The sequence below is a fragment of the Streptomyces sp. NBC_00984 genome (assembly GCF_045162475.1).
In the GTDB taxonomy this organism is placed as follows: Bacteria; Actinomycetota; Actinomycetes; order Streptomycetales; family Streptomycetaceae; genus Streptomyces.
The window spans coordinates 539166-560450 of the sequence record NZ_CP108735.1 but is presented as its reverse complement, the minus strand read 5'-3'; the positions used below and the strand labels follow the sequence as shown (position 1 = coordinate 560450).

The following is a 21285-nucleotide window of genomic DNA, read 5'->3' as shown; positions in this document are numbered from 1 at the left end:
TCATTGCTCCCGGGTGAGCCTGTTCAGGACGTACATGACCGCGCAGGTGAGCACGGACAGTACGGTGGCGAGGGCGCAGGCGGTGCCGACGCGGCCGGCGGTGAAGACGAGTTGGTAGACCTGGACGCCGGGGACCATGGTCGAGTAGCCGGGACCGCCGCCCGTCATGACGTACACGACATCGAAGCCCGCGAGGGCGGCGATGACCGTGACGGTGCAGGCGACACCGATCTCCTTGCGCAGGCCGGGCACCGTGATGTGCCAGAACTGCCGCAGCCGGCCGGCGCCGTCGAGGCTCGCCGCCTCGTAGAGCGACGGGTCGATCTTCCCGATGCCGGAGAGCAGCAGGAGGAAGCAGAGTCCGGTGGAGACCCAGGTGCCGATGAGGCCCACGGTCGGCAGGGCCCAGGTGAAGTCCCCGAGCCAGGCCCGCGCGAAGTCGCCGAGGCCGATGGCGCGCAGGAGCTGGTTGAGCGGACCGTCCTCGCTGTAGATCCACTTCCAGACGACGCCGACGGCGACGAGCGGAAGGACCTGGGGCAGGAAGATGACGGTGCGGATCACCGGCATCGCGCGCCACGGCACGGATGCCACCAGCGCCGCCAGGACGAGTCCCAGGCCCACCGGGATCACGGTGTAGAAGAGGATGAAGACGAAGGAGTGGAGCAGGGCGCTGCGCAGGGCGGGTTCGTTGAAGACCGCGGCGTAGTTGTCGAGACCCGCCCAGGTGGCGGCGCCGATGCCGTTCCAGTTCCAGAACGAGATCCACACACTGTGCAGCCAGGGCGCGATGACGAAGGCCGCGTAGAAGAGGAGAGCCGGCAGGACGTAGAGGAGCGGGCCGAGGCGGTGCCGTCTCGACCGGCTGCCCGAGGGCGCCGGCGCGGGCGCCGGGCGGGTGGCGTCCTTGCCCACCCGCCCGGCGCCGACAAGCACATCAGCCATGGGTGCCGGCCCACTCGTCCTGGATGGCCTTGACGAAGCCCGAGGTGTCGGTCTTGCCCGCGAGGAGTTCCTGAGTGGTGGCGGTGAGCTTGTCGTTCATGGTCGCCGTGGCGTTGTTGTTGAAGCCGACGAGGCCGTTGTCGGCGTTGACCTTGGACCAGGCGGCGACAATGTCGGACATCACCGTGCCGTCCTGCGGCTTGGCCGCGGAGATGTCCGCGGGCATGAAACCGGCCTTGAACTGCTCGGCGGACGCCTCGGGCGAGTGCAGGAAGTCCAGGAAAGCGGCAGCCGCGTCGGGGTGCTCGGACTTGGTGGAGACGGCGTAGGCGACGGACGTGCCGATGGCGGTGGCCTTCGGGCCGGGGAAGGCGATGAAGCCCGCGTCCTTGCCGAGCTTCTCGCCGATCTTCGCGGCATCCCAGTTGCCGTCGACGAAGAACACGCCCTCGCCCTTGGAGAATTTGTCCGTCGCACTCTGCAGGTCGGTACCGTTGGCGCTCCTGGGCAGGTAGCCCTTCTTGGCCCACTGGGCGACCTTGGTCACGGCGGCCCGGTTGCCCGCGGTGTCGAACGTGGCGCCCTTCTGCCCGAAGGTCCACTTCGCGGCGGACTCCGCGCCGTCCGCGGACTGGCCGACGAGCTGGATCGGGAAGGAGGCGTGGCCCTGCGCGTTGCCCAGCTGCAGCGGCGTCTCACCGGCCTTCTTGGCCTTGGCGAGCGCGGCGTCGAACTCCGCGAGCGTGGCCGGCGCGTCGATGCCGAGCTTCGCGGCCTTCGCCTTGTTGTAGTAGACACCGACGAGGGAGAAGCCGGCGGGCGCCGCGTAGAGCTTGCCCTCTCCGAGCGTGGAGCCGTCCGTGCCCACCCGCCACTGGTTGAGCTGGGTGCTCGCGTACGTCTTGTCCCAGCCGTACGCCTTGGCGTAAGGGGAGAGGTCGCGGACGAGGTTGTCCTTGACGGTGGTGCCCACGGAGTTCAGCAGAGCGATGTCCGGCGCCTGGTCGGAGGCGAGGGAGAGGTTCAGGCTCTTGTTGTAGTCGTCGTAGTTGGTGTCCTGGTAGTCGATGCGCACGTTGGGGTGCTTCGACTCGAACGCCTTGATGATCGCCTTGACGGCCGCGCCCGACTCGGGGGTGGAGACCAGCGACAGGGTGGCCTTGCCCTCCGGCACTCCGGTCTTGACGGGGCCGGCGGATTCGGCCGGAGCCTCGCTGCCGGCGCCCGGCGCACAGGAAGTCGCGGAGAGCACCACGAACACGGTCCCGGCCAGCATTGTTCTGAGCTTCATCGGGGTCGATCGCTTTCGGGAAAGGCGCAGGCGCCATGTGGCAGGATGACGAGTCGGGACACTAGTCGCGTCCCTGCAGTTTCGTAAGAAAGTTTTCTATCAAAGTGACCCATGTCACACCGCTCGTCCAGGGGGACTCATGACTGACACGGAGGTTCCGCCGGGCGGTGACCAGAGCTCGCTCAGGCAGCTCAACACCAGCCGGGTGCTCCATCTCCTGTACGACGGGGTCCCATTGACGATCAACGCGCTCTCGCGCGTGACCGGCCTCTCGCGGCCGACCGTGCGGGGAATCGTGACGACCCTTCTCGAAGCCGGGCTGCTCAGGCCGGACGGCCGGGACGCGGCCCGCACGGGCGGGCGTCCGGCCCAGCGCTACGCCTTCGACCACAGCGCGGGCCGCCTCGCGGGACTCCACTTCGACGTGGACGGCATCTGGGTGCGGGTGACGGATCTCGCCGGGGAGTCGGCCGTGACGGCCCATGCCGCAGTGTCGGCGGACGCCACTCCCGAACAGCGCATCGACGCAGCCACGACCCTCGTCCGGAACCAGCTTCCCTCGCCGGAAACCCCGCTGTGGGCCGTGGGAGCCGGCACTCCCGGCATCGTCGACAGCGCCGGCACCGTGCGGCTGAGTGTCGTCATCCCCGGCTGGACGGGTATCGAGCTCGCCCGCGAACTCGGCGAGAGACTGGGCTGCCCGGCGGCGACGGCCAAGGACACCAATCTCGCCGCCCTCGCCGAGCACCGGATCGGTGCGGCGCAGGGCACTCCCGACATCCTCTACGTGCAGATGGGGAGCCGGCTCGGCGTGGGCGTGCTGGTCGACGGGCTTCCGTTCACCGGACGGACCGGGGCAGCGGGCGAGATCGGGCGCCACCCCGAACTGGGCTGGCAGGACGCTCCGGCGAAACTCTTCGCGGCATCCGGCTCGGCGCGCGACAGCGAGGAGGAGGCCGGGGTACTCGTCTTCGCCCGAGCGACACACGGGGACCCAGAGGCGCGGGCCGCGGTCGACGCCTACGCCAGCACCCTCGCGGACGGCATCGGCGCGATGGTGCTGGCCATGGATCCCCGGCTGATCGTCCTGGGCGGCGCCCTGGCGAAGTCTGGCGCCGTGGTTCTCGATCCGATCCGGCACCGCCTGACGGAGATCTGCTACGAGGCACCGCCCCTCGCCCTGACGGCCCTGGTGGACGACGTGGTGAGCGTCGGTGGAGTCGAGGCCGCCCGCGACCTGGTGCGCGCCGGCATGCGTGTGACCGTCGACCGAGTCCTGAATTCCTGAATTCCTGAATTCCTGACGCGAGCATTGACAGCTCCTGGGGGACCCGGCACATTGCGGGTCACACTTTCGAAGGAAAGTTACCTACGAAAGAGTCACCTAAGGAGCTACTGTGAGACGTCGTCCTCTGCGGACCCTGCTCACCGGTGCGCTGGCTTCCGCTCTCTGTCTGATGGGGACCACCGTCAGCGGTCAGAGCGCCCACGCAGCCGACTTCCCGCCCAATCCCGTTTCCCGGACGGGCTACACCATCGACTTCCAGGAGGAGTTCGACGGCACCTCGCTGGACGAGGACAAGTGGCTGCCGTACTACCTGCCCCACTGGACCCCGGACCGCGAGAACGCCAAGGCGCGTTACACCGTCGCGGACGGCGTGCTCACCGAGCGCCTGGACCCTGACACTCCCGCCTGGAACCCCCAGTACGACGGCACCGTGAAGATCTCCAGCATCCAGACCTTCAACCAGGACTGGTGGCACCGCTTCAACTACTCGATGCCGAACGACCATCACGAGCCACGCTTCGACGGATACTCCACCCAGTACGGCTACTTCGAGACGCGGGCGAAGTTCTCCAACGTCGGCGGCGGGGGCCACCAGGCACTCTGGCTCGTCGGCACCGAGGACAACTCCAGCGCCTCGGCCAACCCCGAGATCGACTTCATCGAGACGTTCTTCAGCAAGCCCGACACATGGCGCATCGCCGCCTACGGATGGGGCGACCCCGACTTCCTCGGCTCCTGGGTGTCCTCCGAGGACCCGGTGCCCAGCGGCGAGCCGACGGAGGAGTACCACGTCTACGGCATGGAGTGGACTCCGACAGAGCTGAAGTTCTACTACGACAACCAGCTCTTCAAGACCATCAACGACGCACCCAACATGCCCATGGGCATGATTCTCGGCCTGTACACCGACGCCGGCTCCGGCCGGCACAATGCCGTCTGGCCCAAGTCGTGGAGCGTCGACTACCTACGGGTCTGGAAGAAGGACGGCGGCTACCCGCAGACGTACGACCGGTACAAGAACCGTCAGACCGGCCAGTACATGCACATCAAGGGCAACACCGGCCGGCTGGAGTACGGCGATGTGCCCGCCACCGATCCGACCTCGCAGTGGGCCCGGGAAACCACTGACGGCCACTACCGCTACAAGAACCGAGCGACCGGGGAGTACCTGCACACGGAGGACGGGGCCGGCACCGTGCAGTACGGAACGTTCCCCGCCACCTGGTGGAGCGGCCAGTGGACCGAGGAGACCGTCGACGGCCGTATCCGGTTCAGGAACCGTCAGACCGGCCAGTACATGCACACGGAAGGCGCCACCGGATCCGTCCAGTACGGCTCCGTACCGGCGACGTACTGGACCAGCCAGTGGACTCGCGAACCCGCTCTCTGATCACTGCTGAACATCCGGGCGCGCCCTGCCGAGGGGCGCGCCCGCCTCCCCTCCCAGGAGCGAACCCGATGCGCCACCTCACAGCCGCCCTCACTGCCGCCCTGGTCCTCGTGCTGAGCGGCTGCGACTCCGCACCAGGCGACACCCCGACCACCCCGACCTCCGCGACCTCCGCCGACGGGTCCTCGCAGGGTGGTCCACCCACCGGGCCGGCCGGCAGGTCTCTGTGGTCGCTCATCGGCGACAAGGGCGAAACCATCCAGACGCTGCCCGACGACGACCCGGATGTCGTGGCGGTGCGCAAGGCAGTCGCCCTGCATTCCGGAACCACGGACAACCGTGACCACCGGTCCGTCACCGACAGCACCGACGCCGAATTCGCCTTCTACTCGCCCGAGTTCGTCAAGGCCCTCAAACGGCAGGGATACGCTGCACAGCTGGCCTCCCTCTTCCGCGACAACGAGGTGACCACGCGCCAGGTGAAGACGGCCTGGTACCGCTCCACGCTCTACAAGGACCGGGCGACGGCCAAGGCCGAAATGGACACGGTGATCGAGTTCACGGCCGCCGCTCCCGGCTATCTGAAGAAGGGCGGCTTCGCCCTCAACACGCCGTACACCCAGCACCGCACCATCAGCCTTGCGAAGCAGGACGGCCGGTGGAGGATCACGGCGATCCAGAAGACTCCCCTGACGAAGGACACCTCCCGTCCGACGCCCTGATGGCTGCGGAGGTCTTCGGTGTCGATGACGTGGTACCGCAACAGCAGCGCTGCGGGCCGGGTGGAGTTGGAGGATCTGGCCCGGTGGGCGGGTCTGCCTGCTGATGTCCTGGCCGAGGTAGTTGTGGACCACAACGAGCGGCCTGGTATCGAGCGGTGAGCACGTGTCCGGCGGCGCAGCGGACACGGTCCGCGGTCCGCGAGTGATATCGCATCGCGTGGTGCTGTGTGATCGGAATGCCGAAACAGCTCCGGGTGGCAGCGGGTCCGGTTTGGGTGGGGCGGTGAGCGGCAAGGGTGCAGGGGCCGGGGCTCGTCGTCCCGGGCGGGTGGACGTGCGTATCGGGACCGGGTTCGAGGTGGTCTTTCTCGATCCTGTGGGGCGGGTGGTGCCGCAGCGGTGGGTGGACACCGCTGTCGCGGTCGCGGAACTGGACCCGGTCTCGGCGTTCCCGGTCGTATCGGGCCGTCGGTGGGCGCCGGGACTGTGGTGGTCGGCCACCACCGGGCGGCGCGTGTCCGCGGGGTCGAACGCGATGCGGGCGCAGCTGATGATGCTCGACCGCGACCCCGGGGTGGTGGGCCTGGCCGGGCGGCCGGTACGGCTGCTGTGGCATGACGGCCGGGGGCGGGGGCGCTCGGGGGTGCCGCAGCTCTTCGCCCGGTACGAGGGTGGCACCGGCATGCTGGCCGACTGTCCCAGCCATCCGAAAGCCGACGGCGAACGGGCGTTGGAGGCCGCGGCCGCGGAGGCGGAGGCGGAGGCGGAGGCGTGTGCGCAGGTGGGGTTCGCCTACCGGCGCCTTGAACCGGTCCCCATGGTCATCCACGGCACCCGCCCCATTCGCACGATGTGCACCGCCGTACTGGATTTCGCGATCATCCATAACGACGTGTACACCCTGTTCAAGGAACACCACGACAAAAGAGGCCCGTCCATCATCAATGCCGCCTACGCGGAACACAACTGCACCGCAGGCGAAGCCATCCAACTCGCCGTCGACCTGAACGACCAAATCGTCGCGGACTTCATCCGTGCCAAGAAAGAAATACGCGAACTCTACGAGGTCATAAATCTGTCCGAATACGATCGGCAAGGATGCGATCGGTTCATCCAGGGACTCGAATGGCTGATCCGTGGCGTCCACGACCTCCACCTGGAAAGTCTGCGCTACTCACCGCGCCGCAGCTTTTCCCCAGACAACCCCGGTTATGTCGATGACCTGCGCCTGGGTGACGGTTTTACCCGAGAGTCCATGCTCAGCCGAGCCCACCACAATGGACAATTGACGGCAACCTCCGCCTCCACCGCCGGTCGAGCCGCTGCCACGGCCACACGCGAACAGACCGCGAGCAGAACGGCTCCGCCGAGCACACGACCCTGTACCGGCGTGGGGCCACGTACCACCCCCTGTAACGCCCCGGAGCGCCATGAGCGAACCACGCCGAAGGGGCGTTCTGGAGAGAAGAGTCCGGAGAACGTCAGGAGCAAGAATGCGCGATCCCCGGTTGATCCCTACAGCCCCCCACGCGTGGCCTCTGGTAGGTCACTTGGTGCCGATGGTCCGGGACCCTTTGACACTCTTGAAGTCGCTTCCCGCCCATGGGGAGTTGGTCCGCATCCGTATGGGACCTGTGCCGCTGGTCGTGATCTGTGATCCGGAGCTGACCCGTCAGGCCCTGGTGGACGACCGTCTCTTCGACAAGGGCGGCCCGTTGTGGGACCGCGGTCGGGAAGTGCTGGGTGACGGCTCCTGCGCGGAAACCCGGCCACGCACGCCCATCTGCCCCGCCTGGAACTGACCGAACGCATCATCACCGAAACCCTCCGGCTATACGCCCCGGCCTGGCTCCTGACCCGCACCGTTACCCGAGACACCCACCTGGGCGGGCACTCATTACCCGCGGGCAGCAGCGTCGTCTACAGCTCTTACCTCATCCACCACCGCCCCGATCTCTACACCGATCCCGAAACCTTCGACCCCGACCGCTGGGACCCCAAGCGCCCCCAGCCACCCCTTCATCCCCTTCGCCACCGGCGCCCGCAAGTGCATCGGCGACACCTTCGCGATGACCGAGGCCACCCTCGCCCTCGCCAACATCACCGCCCGCTGGAACCTGAAACACCTGCCCGGCCATCACCAGACCCGCCCCATCCTGGGAGTGACACTGAGACCGCGCGAACTTCGGATGCAGGCAACACCTCGGTAAGGGCCTCGGAGTTCGGTTCAACACGGGCGGCTCGACTCAGCCCGGCTCGAACCGTCCGTAGGGACCTGTCAGTGGGGCCGCCCAGTGTGCGAGCCAGGGTTCAGATGGCGGTACGGCCACCATCGACGGCGACGGTCGCGCCGGTGACGTAGCTGGCCTTCGACGAGGCGAGGAATGCGACGACCTCGGCAATCTCGGCAGGCTCGGCGGCGCGCTTCATCGCTGTGGTTTCGGCGATCGAGTCGAACAGCTCGCGGGTCGCGCCCCGGGTGTAGACCGGGCCGGGGGCAACGGTGTTGAAGCGGACGCCACGTCCGCTGTACTCAGCCGTCCAGCTCTGCGTCAGTGATGCCAGCGCGGCCTTGGTCGCGCCGTATGCGGCAGCGTTGGCCAAGCCGAGGCTGCCGGCCATGCTGCCGATGTTGATCACGCTTCCCGATCCCTTCGCCGCCATCGCCGGGACGAACGCGGCCACGAGGAAAAACGCCGCGCGGACATTGCCGGCGAACATCGCGTCGTAGTCGGAGACCTTCATCTCCTCGGTCGGTGCCCAGACGGCATGTCCGGCATTGTTGACCAGGATGTCGATCTCGCCGACCTCTGCGGCGAGCCGGTCGATGCCGACCGGGTCCTCCAGGTCCGCCGCGACGAATCGGGCGTGGCCGCCGGCCGTGGTGATCTCGTCAACGGTCTCGGCGCCGCGCTGGGCGTTGCGTCCGGCCACGACGACGGACATTCCGTCGGCGGCCAGCCGCTTGGCAACCGCCCGGCCGATGCCGGACGTGGCCCCGGTGACCAGGGCAGTGAGGGGGTGTGGGGCGAGGTTTGCGCGCTCCGCAGACATGGGGATGCACCTTTCGGCTGGCCGGGGCAGCGCACGCCCGACAGGCGTGAACCCCGATGCGCGGCCCCGTGGGTCCTACCCTCCACTGTCCCTGCCACCGCAGGCTCCAGCACCTGCGGCTACTCCGTCTCGGGGTGCCGCACAGCCGTCTTCACGGTCTTCTCGACCTCGTACCGTTGGGATGCAGACCGCCGCCTCGCGCCATGCCCGCCACCGTGCCGCCTGAGCGGCAGGCTTCCCAGCCCACTCCCACCTGCCGGAAGGGAACCATCCGCGGCGCCAATCGATGGCCCACCGGTCACCCGGCGGCCACCTTGCCCGCCAACTCTGACGCTCAGCCCTGCCAACTCAAGCTGGATCCACCTGCGGACCACGAATCCGATCGAGTCGGCCTTCGCGACGGTCAGGCTGCGGACCAAGGCCACCAAGGTCACCAAGGGCACCAAGGGTGCCGGGTCCCGAGCGGCCGCCCTGGGGTGGTGTGACCGCGCCCCACCGACTCACCGGACGGCATACCCATCCCGCAGCGGGCCGCCAGCCTGGTCGAGCACCTCTGCCACGACTGCGGTGAAGACCTTCGCATCCCGGGCAATCGCCTGCGCGGCAGCTTCGGACAACGCGCGGTGCACCCCGGGGTCGGCCGCAGCCAGCCGCCGCGACGTGCCGGCGTCGGTCTCGTGGGAGGGCGGGTGCACTTCCCGGAGGCGCACACCACGTGTAGACACGCGATCGGATTCGCCGCCACCACCAACAACGCGCCGTCCACGTGCACGTTGGGACAGGATCCATTGCACCGGGACACATCTCCGTGGCCGTCAGGACGGCACTGACGGGGCATGGTGGCCAATCTCGGCACATGACTCGACAACGTCCGGAAACGGACCAGGCAGCTCGCTGGGCAGCGCCGGGCGGATCCGGATGCGCTCGGCATGCGCTGGTAGGGGGCACGTGATGCCCGCCCAGGCTTTCCCCGCAGGCCGCTGTTGTCAGGCGGAGTTCCGCTCGTGGGCGCGGCCGCCGCGCCATTCGGTCCAGTGGGGTCGTCGAGCACGGTGCCAGGGGCGTGGATGCCGAGGGTTTCGAGGAAGGCGAACAGGTCACGCGAGCGTTTTGTCCGCCAGGACACGTTCCAAGGACCGTTGGCCCATCCGACTCATGGCCGGGTTGCTTTCGACGTAGTACCAGACCAACCCCATCGCTTGAACGAAAGCCCACGCTTTGCCTCGCTCCCATTCAAGGTCGTCGCAGCCCAGGTGATCGCGGAGCACCCGCCGCGGCCCAGCCTCGAGCAAATGCCACGCGCTCACCAGATCCAGAGAAGGGTCAGCCGGCCCGAAGCCTCCGACGTCAAGAATCCCCGCAAGCCGACCGGCGGACACGAGCACGTTGCCCGGAATCAGATCACCATGGGCCATGACGTCCTCAGCTGCACCTCGCGGCAGATCGCGCGATGTTGCCCAGATGCGGCGAAGCCGAGGGACATCCATGAGTTGCTCACTGTGCCTGAAACAGGTCTCCATCCATGCGTCATGGGATTGCATGTCGCCTCCTCGACCTGTGCCGACAAACGTGCGGCCACGCGTGTCGATCGCGCGTAGATCGCCGATGAGATCGGCCAAGTCGTGGGCAAACGCGGACGATTCCCCTGGGTCCTCGTTGACGGCCACGATCCCGGGCAGCCATGTCTGCACCGACCACGGAAGCGGGTAGCCTGCCCCGGGTTCACCAAGCGCGACCGGCTCGGGCGTAGGGAAACGCGTGCTGCCTACCAGCTCGCGAGCCGCGTCCCCTTCGGCCTCCAGCCAGCGCCGCGTCGATTCGACGTCTGCGGACTCAAGAGGGAATCGAGCGGCGAACCGATCGCCAATGCGGAAGATAGCGTTGACCGTACCCTGCGCAGCGATGCTCCTGACTGGCAGGCTCCGCCATTCAGGAAACTGCTGATCCACCAACGTGCGCACCGTCTCGGGTGACACCGTCAGCTGGTTTGCGTGCATCTTCATGGTGGAAGCATCCGCGTCGCGGTCTTCACCAGCAACCCGCTTTCTCGTCGCGCAACCTGTCCGTTGCGTCGAGGGCAGCCTCGTGTCCGCGTGGATTGAAGAGAGCTGCGCTGAGCGGTCGGGATCGGGATCGGCCAAGAGGTCCCGAGGTCGCGCAGTGCGGTGCCGAGGTCGGTGAGGACGCCGCCCGGCCAGATCACGACGGTCTTCCCGTCCGGTGCAGTGCGGATCTCGTCGGCGGCCCGGGTCCGGGTCGACGGCATCGTCGGGGATGCCCGTGGAGCGGGGCGGACGAGGCACGGTCTGCGAGCCTCACAGACCTCACACACCTCACACACCTGACAGACTCGGGCTGACGTGAAACCAAACGCGTGACACCGGCGCGGGCGGAGCGGGGGCCGGCCTTCTGGCAACGCGGGTGGATACACGTTGCCGCCCGGATGCATACCGGTGGATACGGCCGTGGCTACGATGCGAAACGCCCCGACCCCGGCAGTTGCGAGACGCTGTTGGCGAATCCAGTGCCTGAACGTGACATCGGCCTTCAGGACCCGTTGTGGTCGTGAAGGCCGTCATTGCGTTTGGGGAGGGTGTCGGGGTGTCTCTACACGCCAAGAGGGCAGATCAACGGACTGGTACGGCTCGGTGAGATGCTGCGGGCTGCGTTGAACAGCGTGGCCGCGGACGAGCCGGAGTGGCTGGCAGGGTGGGTTCCATCCGACTGGTTCGACCGGTACGCGATTCGGTTCGAAGACACCCGTCTGCCCAAGGGGAAGACGAAGCAGATCGAGCAGAACTCCTGCTCGATGGCGTTCACCCCAATGACGACGGTGGGTGTGAGGCAGGCCGGACGCCGCTGACCGTGGCACGCTCGCGTGACGGTCAGCAGTACGGTGCCTGGTTGGTCAGGGACGCTGCCACCCGCATCCACACGCCGAACAACCGGTATAGACCGGGCAGAGTGCCCTGCGCCTGCACGGTACGGCTGTCTGCCGAGGTGACCCCTGGGATTCCCAGGAGCGTCGAGGCCACTGAAGCCGACTGCCAGCGCACCCTGAGGGTGGTTGGGGTCGCAGGGGCCGCCGATGTCTTCGGCGGTGTGGAGAGACTAAAGGTGACCGCTTTCTCGATGGCCGCATGTGCTTCTTCCGCAGGGCGTAGATCTGCCGCGAATCGGTCCCGTGCGTACTTCACGGCCACAGTTCTCACCGAGGCGTCGCATTCCGTCATCTCTGCGCAGGCGCAGTCGTCACCAGTGAGAACGGTCACCGGAACGCCGATGGCGGCCGCGGTGGCGTGGGCCAGGCCGATCTCACCGACAGGTCGGCCGTCCAGCCACATGTCTTCGATCTCGTGGCCCATGAAGCTGTGGCTGAGAACGCCGAGCGCCCCGGCCCGGGAGTGGTAGCCGACGCAGATGACGGCGTCGTGTTCCGGGGTGAGGCCTTCCAGCATGCCCATGTGCTTGGGCTTGCCGCGGATGAGGCGGGCTGCCGGGTGCAGAAACTCGGGTAGGAGGTTGCGCATCGGGCCGTGCGCATCATTGACGGTGATCTCCGTGGCGCCGGCCGCGACGGCGCCACGGACGGCCGCGTTGACGTCCTCAGCCATCATCAGCCGTCCACGCTCGTAGTCCCGGCCGTCGGGCTGGACGTCGTCGGCGTCGACGAGCCCTGTGACGCCCTCCATGTCCGCACTGATGTAGATCCGCACTGTGCCATCTCCTAAGCTTGATCGCCTGGGAGACGCCTTTCACCCGTCCTCCGGTTCCTGCACCAGCTCGCGACCATCTGATTTCGGCTTGGACGGGCACGGCTGCTTTGAGCTCATCTGCCTGTAACAGAGCACACCAATCAGTCATGCCTGATCAGGAGAAGCTTCTGAACCGAATTCGCCAACAGTGTCGTTGCGATGCCGGGGTCGGGGCGTTGTCACCAGGTGGCTGTCCGAGCCAGACGATGTCCAGCACCGACAGGTGCCGCAGGGCGCGGTTCTCGAAGAAGATGACCGACAGCCGACCGACGGACGCGATCCGTACGTCCTCGCCCTCCGGGTCGCCTTCTCTGACAAGACCTACCGAGGCTCCATCCGGCAGACTTGGTGCCTGGTAGCCGCCAGCAGGTGAGCACTCTTTCTTCCCTGGACACCGAGTCCTGTTGACAGATCGTGCCCCTGCCGGTCGGCCTGGAGCGAAATCGCTGATGGTATGTCGTGCCCGCCCGGTTGCGGCGTGAGCACTGCCTTATCAGGTCGCTGATGGTTCTCCTGCGGGCTACTGCCGATCGAGGTCAATGACGGAGGACGAGTTGCTGTTCGTTGGGGACGACTGGGCCCAGGACCACCACGACGTCGAGTTGATGGACGCCGCGGGCCGTCGGTTGTCCAAGGCTCGGCTGCCGGAGGGCGTGGCGGCGCCTTCGTCATCGCCGACCGGCTCGCCGGCTACGCCGGCCTGGCACCGGCCCCACGCGACTCCGGCCGCGTCAGCGGCAACCTGCGCCGACCACGCCGGTTCCACCGCGGCCTGCTCAGCGCCTCCAGAGCCGCCGAGAGCGCTCCCGGCCACCTGCCTGCCGCCGCCGCAACCCCCGGACGGCCTCGGCTCGCAGCGGGGCCAGTAACCTGCGGTTCGCGTCTTTGCTGCCCGCACCCCTACTGGTGCGGGTGACCCCAACGGGCTGGCCACACCGGGCCGTTCCCTGATCACAGACAAGGCGAACGTCATGGCACACAACAAGAACGGCGACACCCCGCTGCCCATCGATATGGCCGCGATCCGGCGGACCGTTGAGGTGACGCGGGCCGAACGGGCCGCCAGGCTCGAGGCCGACGACAGCGGCTGGCTTGCCGATCTCGTGAAGTGGGACCTCGACAGCTACCAGGAGTTCGTCGCCCAGCTGCGTGTCACCCTCGACCCCGAGCTGCTCGGGTACGTCCCAGAGATGTGCGCCAAGACTCTCGGCGACACCGGAACGACCCGCACCCTGATCGGCGACCAGCAAGTGGACACCCCGTTCTTCCACCACGGCGACCTGGTGGTCAAGGGCGACCTGGGCGTGGGCGCGCCCTTCGTGGTCACCGGATCGGTCACGGTCGAAGGTGTGATGGCGGACTGCGCCCCCTACTCGGTGGTGGCGATCGGCGGCACGGTGAAGGCTCGGGGGGTCCTCACCAGCGGCGAGATGCTGGTCATGGGCGACATCGAGGCCGACGTCGTCTACGGCGACTACAACGACAACACGCTTCACGCGGGCACCATCCGCGCCCGCCTGGTCATCGAGGACGACCACCAGACGATCGCGACCGTGCAGGCGGACCTCTACTTCGACCTGGACGACTACCAGCAGGGATACGGGGACGACGTGCAGGAGCAGCTGCGCGCGTTCCTGGTGGACGAGGTCTTCGCCGCCGACGAGGACGAGGACGAGGACGAGGACGAGGAGATGTTCGACGCCAGCCTGCTCTTCGCACGGCTGCGCGAGGGCCTGCCCGTCTTCCGCGCCGACGCGGTTCCCGAGGGGCACTGAGGCCCGCTGGGCGAGCTCGTCCGTCGGCCTGGGTGCCCATCTCCCGATTCACTCACCGAACTGCCAGGCACATCACCCATGGAGCAGCCGCAGATGGCCGATAAGGAATTCCGGCACAGCGATCCGGAATCCGGTCCGGTGACAACCGTGCACTCACCGGCGGGGTTTCGAGTCCCGGCGGGACCCCGCGGTACGCGGCACCCTGCTGAACGTCATGCCGCAGAGCACCGACCGCGAACTGCCCGCACTATGGCTGGAGATCCTGGAGAAGTCCGGTGCCACCGCCGGGCTGCGCGACGCCACGATGCCCGAGAGGAACGCCCTGCCGACGGCAACGCGGGCCGGCTGAAACGGTATCTGGCCTTCCGGCGGTACATATGGCGGCGCCTGTAGAGCGTCACCTGCCGAGGCTAGGGCCTGTCCGGCGGATCAGGGTCGGACAGGGCGCGGCGGCTGGTGCGGTGCATCGCAAGGCGCCGGAGCGTCCTGATAGCGGAGCTATTCGGACGTTTCGGCAACGCTGCGAGGTGCCGTGTCAGCCGCCGCGACCCCGGCCGTGATCCGCCGGACAGGCCCTAGGCATCCGTTCGGTCTGAGCGACCGGCAGCCGCGCGACGAGCCAACCGCCTGGTCCCGCCGGGCCCACGCACTCGCTGTTTGACACGCCAGCTCATGGGATGTCTGTCAAGTTCAGCGTGTTGGGGGCTGGAGGGGGCTTTGCATTCCGCATGGGCGAGTGCTCGGGTAGCGGCGCGCCGAGCCGAGCTGGTCTTCAGGTCGACGCCCGCGTACCCGGAGAGCGCACAGTCCCGGCTGCCGCCGTTCTTCAGCCGCACCGCGACGGCCCCATCGGTGTCGGCGTCGATGGTGCTGCCCGCCGCCGTGATCTCCAGCTCGTCGGTACGGCACCTGCCGACCTTGCCGTTCTCGTTGGAACCGGTCCCGGCAGCCGTACCCTGCCCGCCGGCCCCTTCCCTGCGGAATCCTTCCCGGCGTACGCCCGGTGTCCACTCCCAGGGTTCAACCTCACCCGCGCCACTCACCCTGGCCTCGGGCACCTGACCGCCGCCGCGTTGCGCACCGAGGCCACCGGAGGGCGCGCTCGGCGGGCTGCCGGGGAATGCCAGTGTCCACGCCGTGCGCGATCGGCGAGAACCCAGCAAGCAAAGATCGTCCGGTTCGTAACTGCGCGGGCCCACCAGGGCCGCATATACAGATCAACTCCAGTAAGCTGATCACGTTTTAGGAAGTGGCAAGGCCGCGAGTCGACTGCGTGCGATGGCGGGAAGCACCAGATGTAGCTGGCGTTCGCAGTCCTCAACGGAGCTCCGATGCACCTGTTCATTCGCGTTCTCGGCGGGCTCCGCCCTGCGACCGTTTCCTGGGCCGGGAGTTGCGCGAGGGCTGGCCGGACGGCCGACGCTGCCCGAGGGGATCGCGCCACTGGAGCCCTGGCCGACTCGGGCGATTCACCGGACCCCAGCTCGGCCTCGCAGCTGCTTGTCTGCGGTGGTACTTCTTCGCCTGGCCTGAACGGTCCACGCACTATTCGCGAATTGCCACATTGTTCCTCCTGTCCGCCAGTTCTCCGGAGGCCGCACTCACTACCCCTGCGGGGGATTGAACCGCTGCGCCGTTCTTCGAAGGCTCGACCGACCCCTAGGACCACCCTCCGTGACCTTGTCCTCAAAAATCGCCCTTGCCCTCGGCGTCTTGTCTCTCCTCCTAGCAGTCTGGGCGCTGCTCCTGGCACGCTCGCGCCGCACACACATACGACGGGGCAAAGAGTTGTCCGCGGAGGCGCAGGCCGCCAATTCCCGTATGCAGGCTGCCGAGGGCCGCGCCCGGACCGAGGTGCAGAACAGGCAGGCCGCAGAGGCCCGCACGAACGAACTCCATACCCGCGAGGCGGAGCTTCTCGACGAGGTGCGTCATCTCGTCTCCGATCGGCTTCCCGCTCTCGCACTGCACCTGATCAGCTCTCATCACCCCGTCCCCGGACTGCTGCACAAGAGCCTTGCGGGGTCCGAGGCTGCGCAGCTCCTCGACGCCCTGCCCGAAGCTGTTTCTGGCATTGTCCTCAAGGAAAGGCGCCGCATCGACGCCGCTGCCAGGGCTGCCCTGCGTGGCGCAACTCAGGAGTCCCAGGCCCTTTCCTACCGGTTGCAGACGAATATCGTGGGTCTGCAGCACGAGTTCAGCGCGCCGCCCCGTCTGACGCAGAGCCTGCTTGAGTCCGACCACATCAACGAGCAGAACCTGCGCCTCACGCAGAGATCCGCCATCGTGTGCGGAGGCTGGCCGGGTCACGTCCGCAAGGACACCTACGTGAGCGAGGTCGTCAGTGGCGCCTCTTCCCGACTGCGCGGCTTCGACCGCATCAACATCGTTTCTCGGCTGGGCCTTTCCAACATCGGCGTGGTCGGACGTGCGGCCGAGCCCGTTGCGGTGATCTGCGCCGAGCTGATGGCCAACGCGCTGGAACACTCCCGTGACGACCTCATGGTGGACGTCGGCTTGGTCCAGACCGGCAACGGCAGTGTGTGCATCACGATCGACGACGCCGGCAAGGGCATGACCTCGGAAGCGCTCGCCCGCGGCCGAAGCCTGATATCAGGTGAACAGCAGGAGGTGCTGCTCCTCGAGCTCGGCGACCCGCCGTCCATGGGCTTCGCCGCCATCGGCCGTCTCGTAGCCGACTACGGCCTCCATGTCTCCATCGACACTTCCTCTCCCTATGGCGGGGTGCGCGCTGTGGTGTCCGTTCCCGAGAACTTGCTGACCTCGATCGACGAAAACGCCACACCTCCGTCGGTGATGGCTCCCCAACCTGCCGTGGCGCCCCAGGCCCACAAGCGGCCCGTCGCTGCCGACTCGCCCGCGCACTCGCCCGCGCCGACCGGCGCGGCCGCGCTGCCGCAGCGCCGCCGCCGTTTCTCGGCGACAGCCACCAATGATGACGCCGCCGCCGCAGCGCCCCGCCCCTTGAACCCGGAAGACACCGGTGCCATGTGGAGCGATTTCCAAAGTGGCCTCACCGGCGACCGGTCCGTCACCGATTCGGAGTCAACACTGTGACCATGCCTGAAGCCCACGAAGAGACCGGCCCGTCCGCCTGGGTCCTGAAGCCCATCACCGAAATCCGTGGTGTCCGGCACGCCCTGACCATGACTCTCGACGGGATGGTCCAGGCCATCTCCGAGGATCTCACCAAGGACGAGGCAGACGGCATCGGTGCGATGACCGCCGCGCTGCACTCCGCCTCCCGCGCCGCCACCAACGCCGTTCTGGGAGCCCCTCGAAGCACTCCGCTCAAGACCGTCACCTCGCACAACGACCGGGGTATCTACATGGTCATGCCGGTCGGCGAAGGAACCAACACCCTGATCGCGGCAGCGGGCGATGAGGACATGCCCATGGGGGTGGTCGCGGCCACCATGGCCCGCCAGGCAATGAAACTCGGAGAACAGATCATGTCCGTTCCCGCCCGTACCAGCGACGGGGCGTCATGAGCCGCGGCCAGGAACAGCGACGGCTGCTGCCGGCCTACCTTGCGACCGGAACCAGCCCCGGCGCCGGCCTCTCGGGCACCCTCGATTCGCTGGCAGCTCTGCGTGCCAGTGGTCTGCCCCTCGCCAGGTACCACACGGCGGTGCACCAGCGCGTGATCGAGCTGCTGACCGGTGGATCTCTCACCGTCGTCGAACTGGCCGGCTATCTCGGCCTCCCGGTCAGCGTGACTCTGGTGCTCGCCGAACAACTTGTCAGTGACGGTCAGTTAAAAGCCAGCGTTCCGATTCCGGACGCTCTGCGCGCGTCGAACGATGGCCGACCGTCGAAAGAAGTCCTGGAAGAGGTTCTGAGTGGACTCCACGCTCTCCTTGCCGCCTAGCTCGCCTCCCGTCTACCTGCCTGAGGGGGAACACCGAAGGATCAAGATCCTCGTTGCCGGCCCGCTCGGTATCGGGAAGACGACTGTGGTCAAGTCGCTGTCGCAGATTCCCACACTGCACACCGACGAGGTCATGACGAACGCGGCGGTCGCTACCGATGACCTCAGTCACGATGTCCTGCGTGACAAGACCACCACCACGGTCGCCATCGACTTCGGCCGTCTGACCCTGCCGGGCGACAAATACGTTCTGTACCTGTACGGAACTCCCGGGCAGCGCCGCTTCCTTCCTCTGTGGGAAGGCATCGCGGTCGGAGCACTCGGTGCTCTCGTCCTGGTCGACACCCGGCGGCTCAAAGATTCCTGGGAGGTGATGGAACTCATCGAGGAGCGCGGTTTGCCGTACGCCGTCGCTGTCAATGTCTTCCCTGACTCACCCAAGTACGACTTGGCGCTCATCCGTTCGAAGCTCGACCTCGCCCCGGAGACACCACTGGTCACCTGTGACGCACGAGAGAAGAACAGCGGCCTGCACGCCCTCGCCCAACTGACCGCCCATTCCATATCCGTTGCCGGAGTCAAAGCCTCGTGACGCTCACACCAGCCGAAGCCCCCGTGTCCCTGCACGGGGCCGAACACGCCGCGAACCCGCAGCGCAGCTATGAACTGCTGCGCCGACAGGGACCGGTCGGCGTAGCCGAAGTGGCTCCCGGTGTCGTGGTCAACCTGGTCACCGACTACCGGGCCGCCCTCGACCTCCTCCAGGACGTTGATACGTGGACCAAGGACACCCGGGGCTGGCTGCCGCAGGTGCCGGAGGACAGCCCGATCCGTCCCCTGGTGGAGTGGCGGCCGAGTCTGTTCTTCGCCGACGGCGAGGCACACGCGCATCTGCGACGTGTGATCACGGACAGCTTCGGTCTCCTGGATCCCAGTGATGTGCGCGCCCTGACATTCCGCTTCGCCGACACGCTGCTCCAGGAATTCGCCGATACCGGGACGGTCGACCTCGTCCGCCAGTACGCGCAGCAGCTGCCCCTGATGGTCTTCAACGCTCTGTTCGGTATGCCGGACGAAGAGGGCCGACGGCTTGTGTGGGCGCTCGGGGCGATGATGGACAACGATCCGGAGACACAGGCAGTGGGTGGGCAGTCGTTCGGCGCCTACCTCGAAACGCTCTACGGGACCAAGGCGGCACAGCGCGGCCACGATTTGACCTCCTGGTTCATCGATCATCCCAATGGGCTGAGCCAGGAAGAGGCCGTCAACCAGATCCTCATCACCCTCGGGGCCGGGAACGAGCCACTGGGCAACCTCATCGCCAACACGCTCGTCCGCATGCTCAGCGACGACCGCTATTTCGGCACGCTGACCACCGGGAGCCTGCCCATCCAGCACGCCATCGACGACGCGCTGTGGCACGACGCGCCGCTGGCCAACTTCAGCGTCCACTTCCCCAAGAAGGACGTGACCTTCCACGGTGCTCGCATCCGCGCAGGCTCGCCCGTCATGGTGTCGTACGCCGCTGCCAACACCTGCCCCCACTCGGGCATGCCGGCGGACGGCTACCGCTCCGGGAACAAGGCGCACCTGGCCTTCGCGGCAGGGCCCCATGCGTGTCCCGCCCGTGACGTCGCCACGCTGATCGCCACCGCCGCCATCGAGAGGCTGCTGACCTACCTGCCGGACATCGAACTGGACATTCCCGCCGACAAGCTGACCTACCGCCCTGGGGCTGTCCACCGGACGCTCACCGCGCTCCCGGCCCGATTCACCCCGCTGACCCCCGACGCCGACGGGGCCACTCCCTGGAGCCGGAGCCCCTCCCGCCCCGAGCGGGACACGCCGTCGGCCCCGACGTCAGGCAGGTCTGAGGCGTAGAAGCCGTATCACCTGCCGTCGATCGTCGCGTCGCGGTGGTGCCGCCCGGAAGCCGGCCGGCACCACCGCGACAGCCCTAGGAAGGAGACGCGGGTCCGTTGGCCCCGTCCTCTGCAAGAACGGAACCGCGATGACGGTTCTTGAGCGAAAGAGGATCAACCGCCGGTGACACAAACCCTTCCCACAAAACTGCCCGACCTCTCTTCCCTACAACAGCAGGTGGGCGCGGCTCTGACCGGATTCCTGGACACCAAGGAAAGTGCTGCGCCAGGAACCGAGCTGCTCTACCTGACCACCGCCCTGCGCGGACTCCTGACCGGCGGAAAACGACTGCGGTCCCTGCTGTGCCTGTACGGATGGCAAGCTGCCGGAGCAACGGGCGACATGACTGCTGCCGTGCGCGCTGCCGCCAGCCTCGAACTCTTCCAGGTGTTCGCCCTGGTACACGACGACGTGATGGACGACAGCGACATCCGCCGCGGCCGGCCGTCCGCCCACCGTGCACTGGCCACCGCGTATACCGACAGCGGCGGTCCGGGCAGCAGGGCCGAGGCGCACGGTCTGGGTGCGGCCGTCCTTCTCGGAGACCTGGCCCTGGTGTGGTCCGATGAACTCCTGCGCACAGCGGACCTCAGCCCGGGGCGGCTGGCACAGGTGCTGCCCCTGGTGGCCGAAATGCGGAGCGAGGTCATGTACGGCCAGCTCCTGGACTTGCAGACCACCGGCCGCCTGGCCGGCGACGTGGATACGGCACTGCACGTCATTCGATACAAGACGGCCAAATACACCATAGAACGGCCCCTGCACATAGGGGCGGCAGCGGCCGGAGCCACCCCACCCGTACTCGATGCTTGCACCGCCTTCGGCATACCACTAGGAGAAGCGTTTCAGCTGCGGGACGACCTGCTCGGGGTCTTCGGTGATCCCGCCAAGACGGGCAAACCAATACTGGACGACCTGCGCGAAGGCAAGGCCACCGTCCTGATGGCGCTCGCGGTCCAGCGAGCCTCCACGGCCGAACTGAAAACACTGCGCGAGCTCGTCGGCCGAAGCGACCTCGACGAGGAACACGCCGCCGCGGTCCGCACGATCCTGAACTCCACCGGCGCCCGGCAGACCGTGGAGGAAATGATCACCGCACGACGGGCCGCCGCCCTCGCCGCCCTGGACGACGCTCCCTTCCCGGGAAGTGCCACAGCCTCCCTGCGCCGACTCGCCCTGGACGCAACGGCCAGGCAGACATAAGGCATCGCCGCACTCCACCAGTCAGAACCCCGAGGAGGAAGTCGCCC

At 67.5% G+C, this 21285-nt stretch carries 21 protein-coding genes and 2 pseudogenes; 17 read left to right on the top strand and 6 right to left on the bottom strand.

Annotated features, from left to right (window positions below):
- The gene (locus tag OG520_RS42580; protein WP_331748855.1) at positions 1 to 945 is read right to left on the bottom strand and encodes a sugar ABC transporter permease; all 945 of its coding nucleotides are present in this window, start codon (positions 943 to 945) and stop codon (positions 1 to 3) included.
- Entirely contained in the window at positions 938 to 2236 is a 1299-nt protein-coding gene (locus OG520_RS42575) for an extracellular solute-binding protein (RefSeq protein ID WP_331748852.1), read from the bottom strand. Before OG520_RS42575 ends, OG520_RS42580 begins: the two co-directional genes overlap by 8 nt.
- Positions 2237 to 2375: 139 nt before the next feature.
- On the opposite strand from OG520_RS42575, the gene OG520_RS42570 reads away from it, so the two are divergent.
- From OG520_RS42570 to OG520_RS42540, 7 genes and pseudogenes are all read left to right on the top strand, one after another.
- Positions 2376 to 3524 (top strand): ROK family transcriptional regulator, encoded by a 1149-nt coding sequence (locus OG520_RS42570; RefSeq protein ID WP_331748849.1) that lies wholly within the window; start codon positions 2376 to 2378, stop codon positions 3522 to 3524.
- A 109-nt stretch (positions 3525 to 3633) separates the two neighbouring features.
- Positions 3634 to 4914 carry a family 16 glycosylhydrolase gene (locus OG520_RS42565; RefSeq protein WP_331748846.1) on the top strand — a complete coding sequence of 427 codons (1281 nt, stop codon included), beginning with the start codon at positions 3634 to 3636 and terminating at the stop codon, positions 4912 to 4914.
- Positions 4915 to 4982: 68 nt separating this feature from the next.
- Positions 4983 to 5636 (top strand): hypothetical protein, encoded by a 654-nt coding sequence (locus OG520_RS42560; protein ID WP_331748843.1) that lies wholly within the window; start codon positions 4983 to 4985, stop codon positions 5634 to 5636.
- An 18-nt stretch (positions 5637 to 5654) separates the two neighbouring features.
- On the top strand, positions 5655 to 5795 hold the full coding sequence (locus OG520_RS42555) for a hypothetical protein (RefSeq protein ID WP_406016757.1): 141 nt from the start codon (positions 5655 to 5657) through the stop codon (positions 5793 to 5795).
- A gap of 169 nt (positions 5796 to 5964) precedes the next feature.
- Complete coding sequence (locus OG520_RS42550) at positions 5965 to 7293, top strand: TnsA-like heteromeric transposase endonuclease subunit (protein ID WP_406016756.1); 1329 nt, start codon at positions 5965 to 5967, stop codon at positions 7291 to 7293.
- Positions 7262 to 7438: a hypothetical protein gene (locus OG520_RS42545; protein ID WP_331748838.1), complete on the top strand. Its 177-nt coding sequence runs from the start codon at positions 7262 to 7264 to the stop codon at positions 7436 to 7438. The genes OG520_RS42550 and OG520_RS42545 overlap by 32 nt, the downstream gene beginning before the upstream one ends.
- A pseudogene (locus OG520_RS42540) lies at positions 7390 to 7846 on the top strand (cytochrome P450). The gene OG520_RS42545 and the pseudogene OG520_RS42540 overlap by 49 nt, the downstream one beginning before the upstream one ends.
- A 100-nt stretch (positions 7847 to 7946) precedes the next feature.
- Here OG520_RS42540 and OG520_RS42535 read toward each other — a convergent pair.
- Both OG520_RS42535 and OG520_RS42530 read right to left on the bottom strand, forming a co-directional pair.
- A complete protein-coding gene (locus OG520_RS42535) occupies positions 7947 to 8690 on the bottom strand; it encodes an SDR family oxidoreductase (protein ID WP_331748836.1) in 744 nt (247 codons plus the stop codon).
- A 1097-nt stretch (positions 8691 to 9787) separates the two neighbouring features.
- Complete coding sequence (locus OG520_RS42530) at positions 9788 to 10687, bottom strand: aminoglycoside phosphotransferase family protein (protein WP_331749561.1); 900 nt, start codon at positions 10685 to 10687, stop codon at positions 9788 to 9790.
- Between the two features lie 656 nt (positions 10688 to 11343).
- Here OG520_RS42530 and OG520_RS42525 point away from each other — a divergent pair.
- A complete protein-coding gene (locus tag OG520_RS42525) occupies positions 11344 to 11553 on the top strand; it encodes a hypothetical protein (RefSeq protein WP_406016755.1) in 210 nt (69 codons plus the stop codon).
- A 22-nt stretch (positions 11554 to 11575) separates the two neighbouring features.
- Here the strand turns inward: OG520_RS42525 and OG520_RS42520 are convergent, their stop codons facing one another.
- Positions 11576 to 12406: a M55 family metallopeptidase gene (locus OG520_RS42520; RefSeq protein WP_331748829.1), complete on the bottom strand. Its 831-nt coding sequence runs from the start codon at positions 12404 to 12406 to the stop codon at positions 11576 to 11578.
- 676 nt (positions 12407 to 13082) lie between these two features.
- Between OG520_RS42520 and OG520_RS42515 the strand changes: the two are divergent.
- From OG520_RS42515 to OG520_RS42505, 3 genes and pseudogenes are all read left to right on the top strand, one after another.
- Positions 13083 to 13229 (top strand): annotated as a pseudogene (locus tag OG520_RS42515) (transposase); the annotation flags it as partial.
- A gap of 187 nt (positions 13230 to 13416) precedes the next feature.
- Positions 13417 to 14220 carry a hypothetical protein gene (locus tag OG520_RS42510; RefSeq protein WP_331748825.1) on the top strand — a complete coding sequence of 268 codons (804 nt, stop codon included), beginning with the start codon at positions 13417 to 13419 and terminating at the stop codon, positions 14218 to 14220.
- A 214-nt stretch (positions 14221 to 14434) separates the two neighbouring features.
- Positions 14435 to 14569 (top strand): hypothetical protein, encoded by a 135-nt coding sequence (locus tag OG520_RS42505; protein WP_331748822.1) that lies wholly within the window; start codon positions 14435 to 14437, stop codon positions 14567 to 14569.
- Between the two features lie 226 nt (positions 14570 to 14795).
- On the opposite strand, the gene OG520_RS42500 is transcribed toward OG520_RS42505, so the two are convergent.
- Positions 14796 to 15263 (bottom strand): DUF4232 domain-containing protein, encoded by a 468-nt coding sequence (locus tag OG520_RS42500; RefSeq protein WP_406016785.1) that lies wholly within the window; start codon positions 15261 to 15263, stop codon positions 14796 to 14798.
- 778 nt (positions 15264 to 16041) lie between these two features.
- Between OG520_RS42500 and OG520_RS42495 the strand changes: the two genes are divergently transcribed.
- The 6 genes from OG520_RS42495 (at position 16042) to OG520_RS42470 (ending at position 21238) form a co-directional block, all read left to right on the top strand.
- The gene (locus OG520_RS42495) at positions 16042 to 17298 is read left to right on the top strand and encodes an ATP-binding protein (RefSeq protein ID WP_406016754.1); all 1257 of its coding nucleotides are present in this window, start codon (positions 16042 to 16044) and stop codon (positions 17296 to 17298) included.
- Positions 17299 to 17300: 2 nt separating this feature from the next.
- Positions 17301 to 17732, top strand: a complete 432-nt coding sequence (locus OG520_RS42490; RefSeq protein ID WP_331749558.1) for a roadblock/LC7 domain-containing protein — start codon at positions 17301 to 17303, stop codon at positions 17730 to 17732.
- On the top strand, positions 17729 to 18112 hold the full coding sequence (locus OG520_RS42485) for a DUF742 domain-containing protein (protein WP_331748816.1): 384 nt from the start codon (positions 17729 to 17731) through the stop codon (positions 18110 to 18112). The genes OG520_RS42490 and OG520_RS42485 overlap by 4 nt, the downstream gene beginning before the upstream one ends.
- On the top strand, positions 18102 to 18704 hold the full coding sequence (locus OG520_RS42480) for an ATP/GTP-binding protein (RefSeq protein ID WP_331748815.1): 603 nt from the start codon (positions 18102 to 18104) through the stop codon (positions 18702 to 18704). Before OG520_RS42485 ends, OG520_RS42480 begins: the two co-directional genes overlap by 11 nt.
- Positions 18701 to 19993: a cytochrome P450 gene (locus OG520_RS42475; RefSeq protein WP_331748812.1), complete on the top strand. Its 1293-nt coding sequence runs from the start codon at positions 18701 to 18703 to the stop codon at positions 19991 to 19993. The genes OG520_RS42480 and OG520_RS42475 overlap by 4 nt, the downstream gene beginning before the upstream one ends.
- A gap of 165 nt (positions 19994 to 20158) precedes the next feature.
- Positions 20159 to 21238 carry a polyprenyl synthetase family protein gene (locus tag OG520_RS42470; protein ID WP_331748809.1) on the top strand — a complete coding sequence of 360 codons (1080 nt, stop codon included), beginning with the start codon at positions 20159 to 20161 and terminating at the stop codon, positions 21236 to 21238.
- The last annotated feature ends 47 nt before the right edge of the window (positions 21239 to 21285 follow it).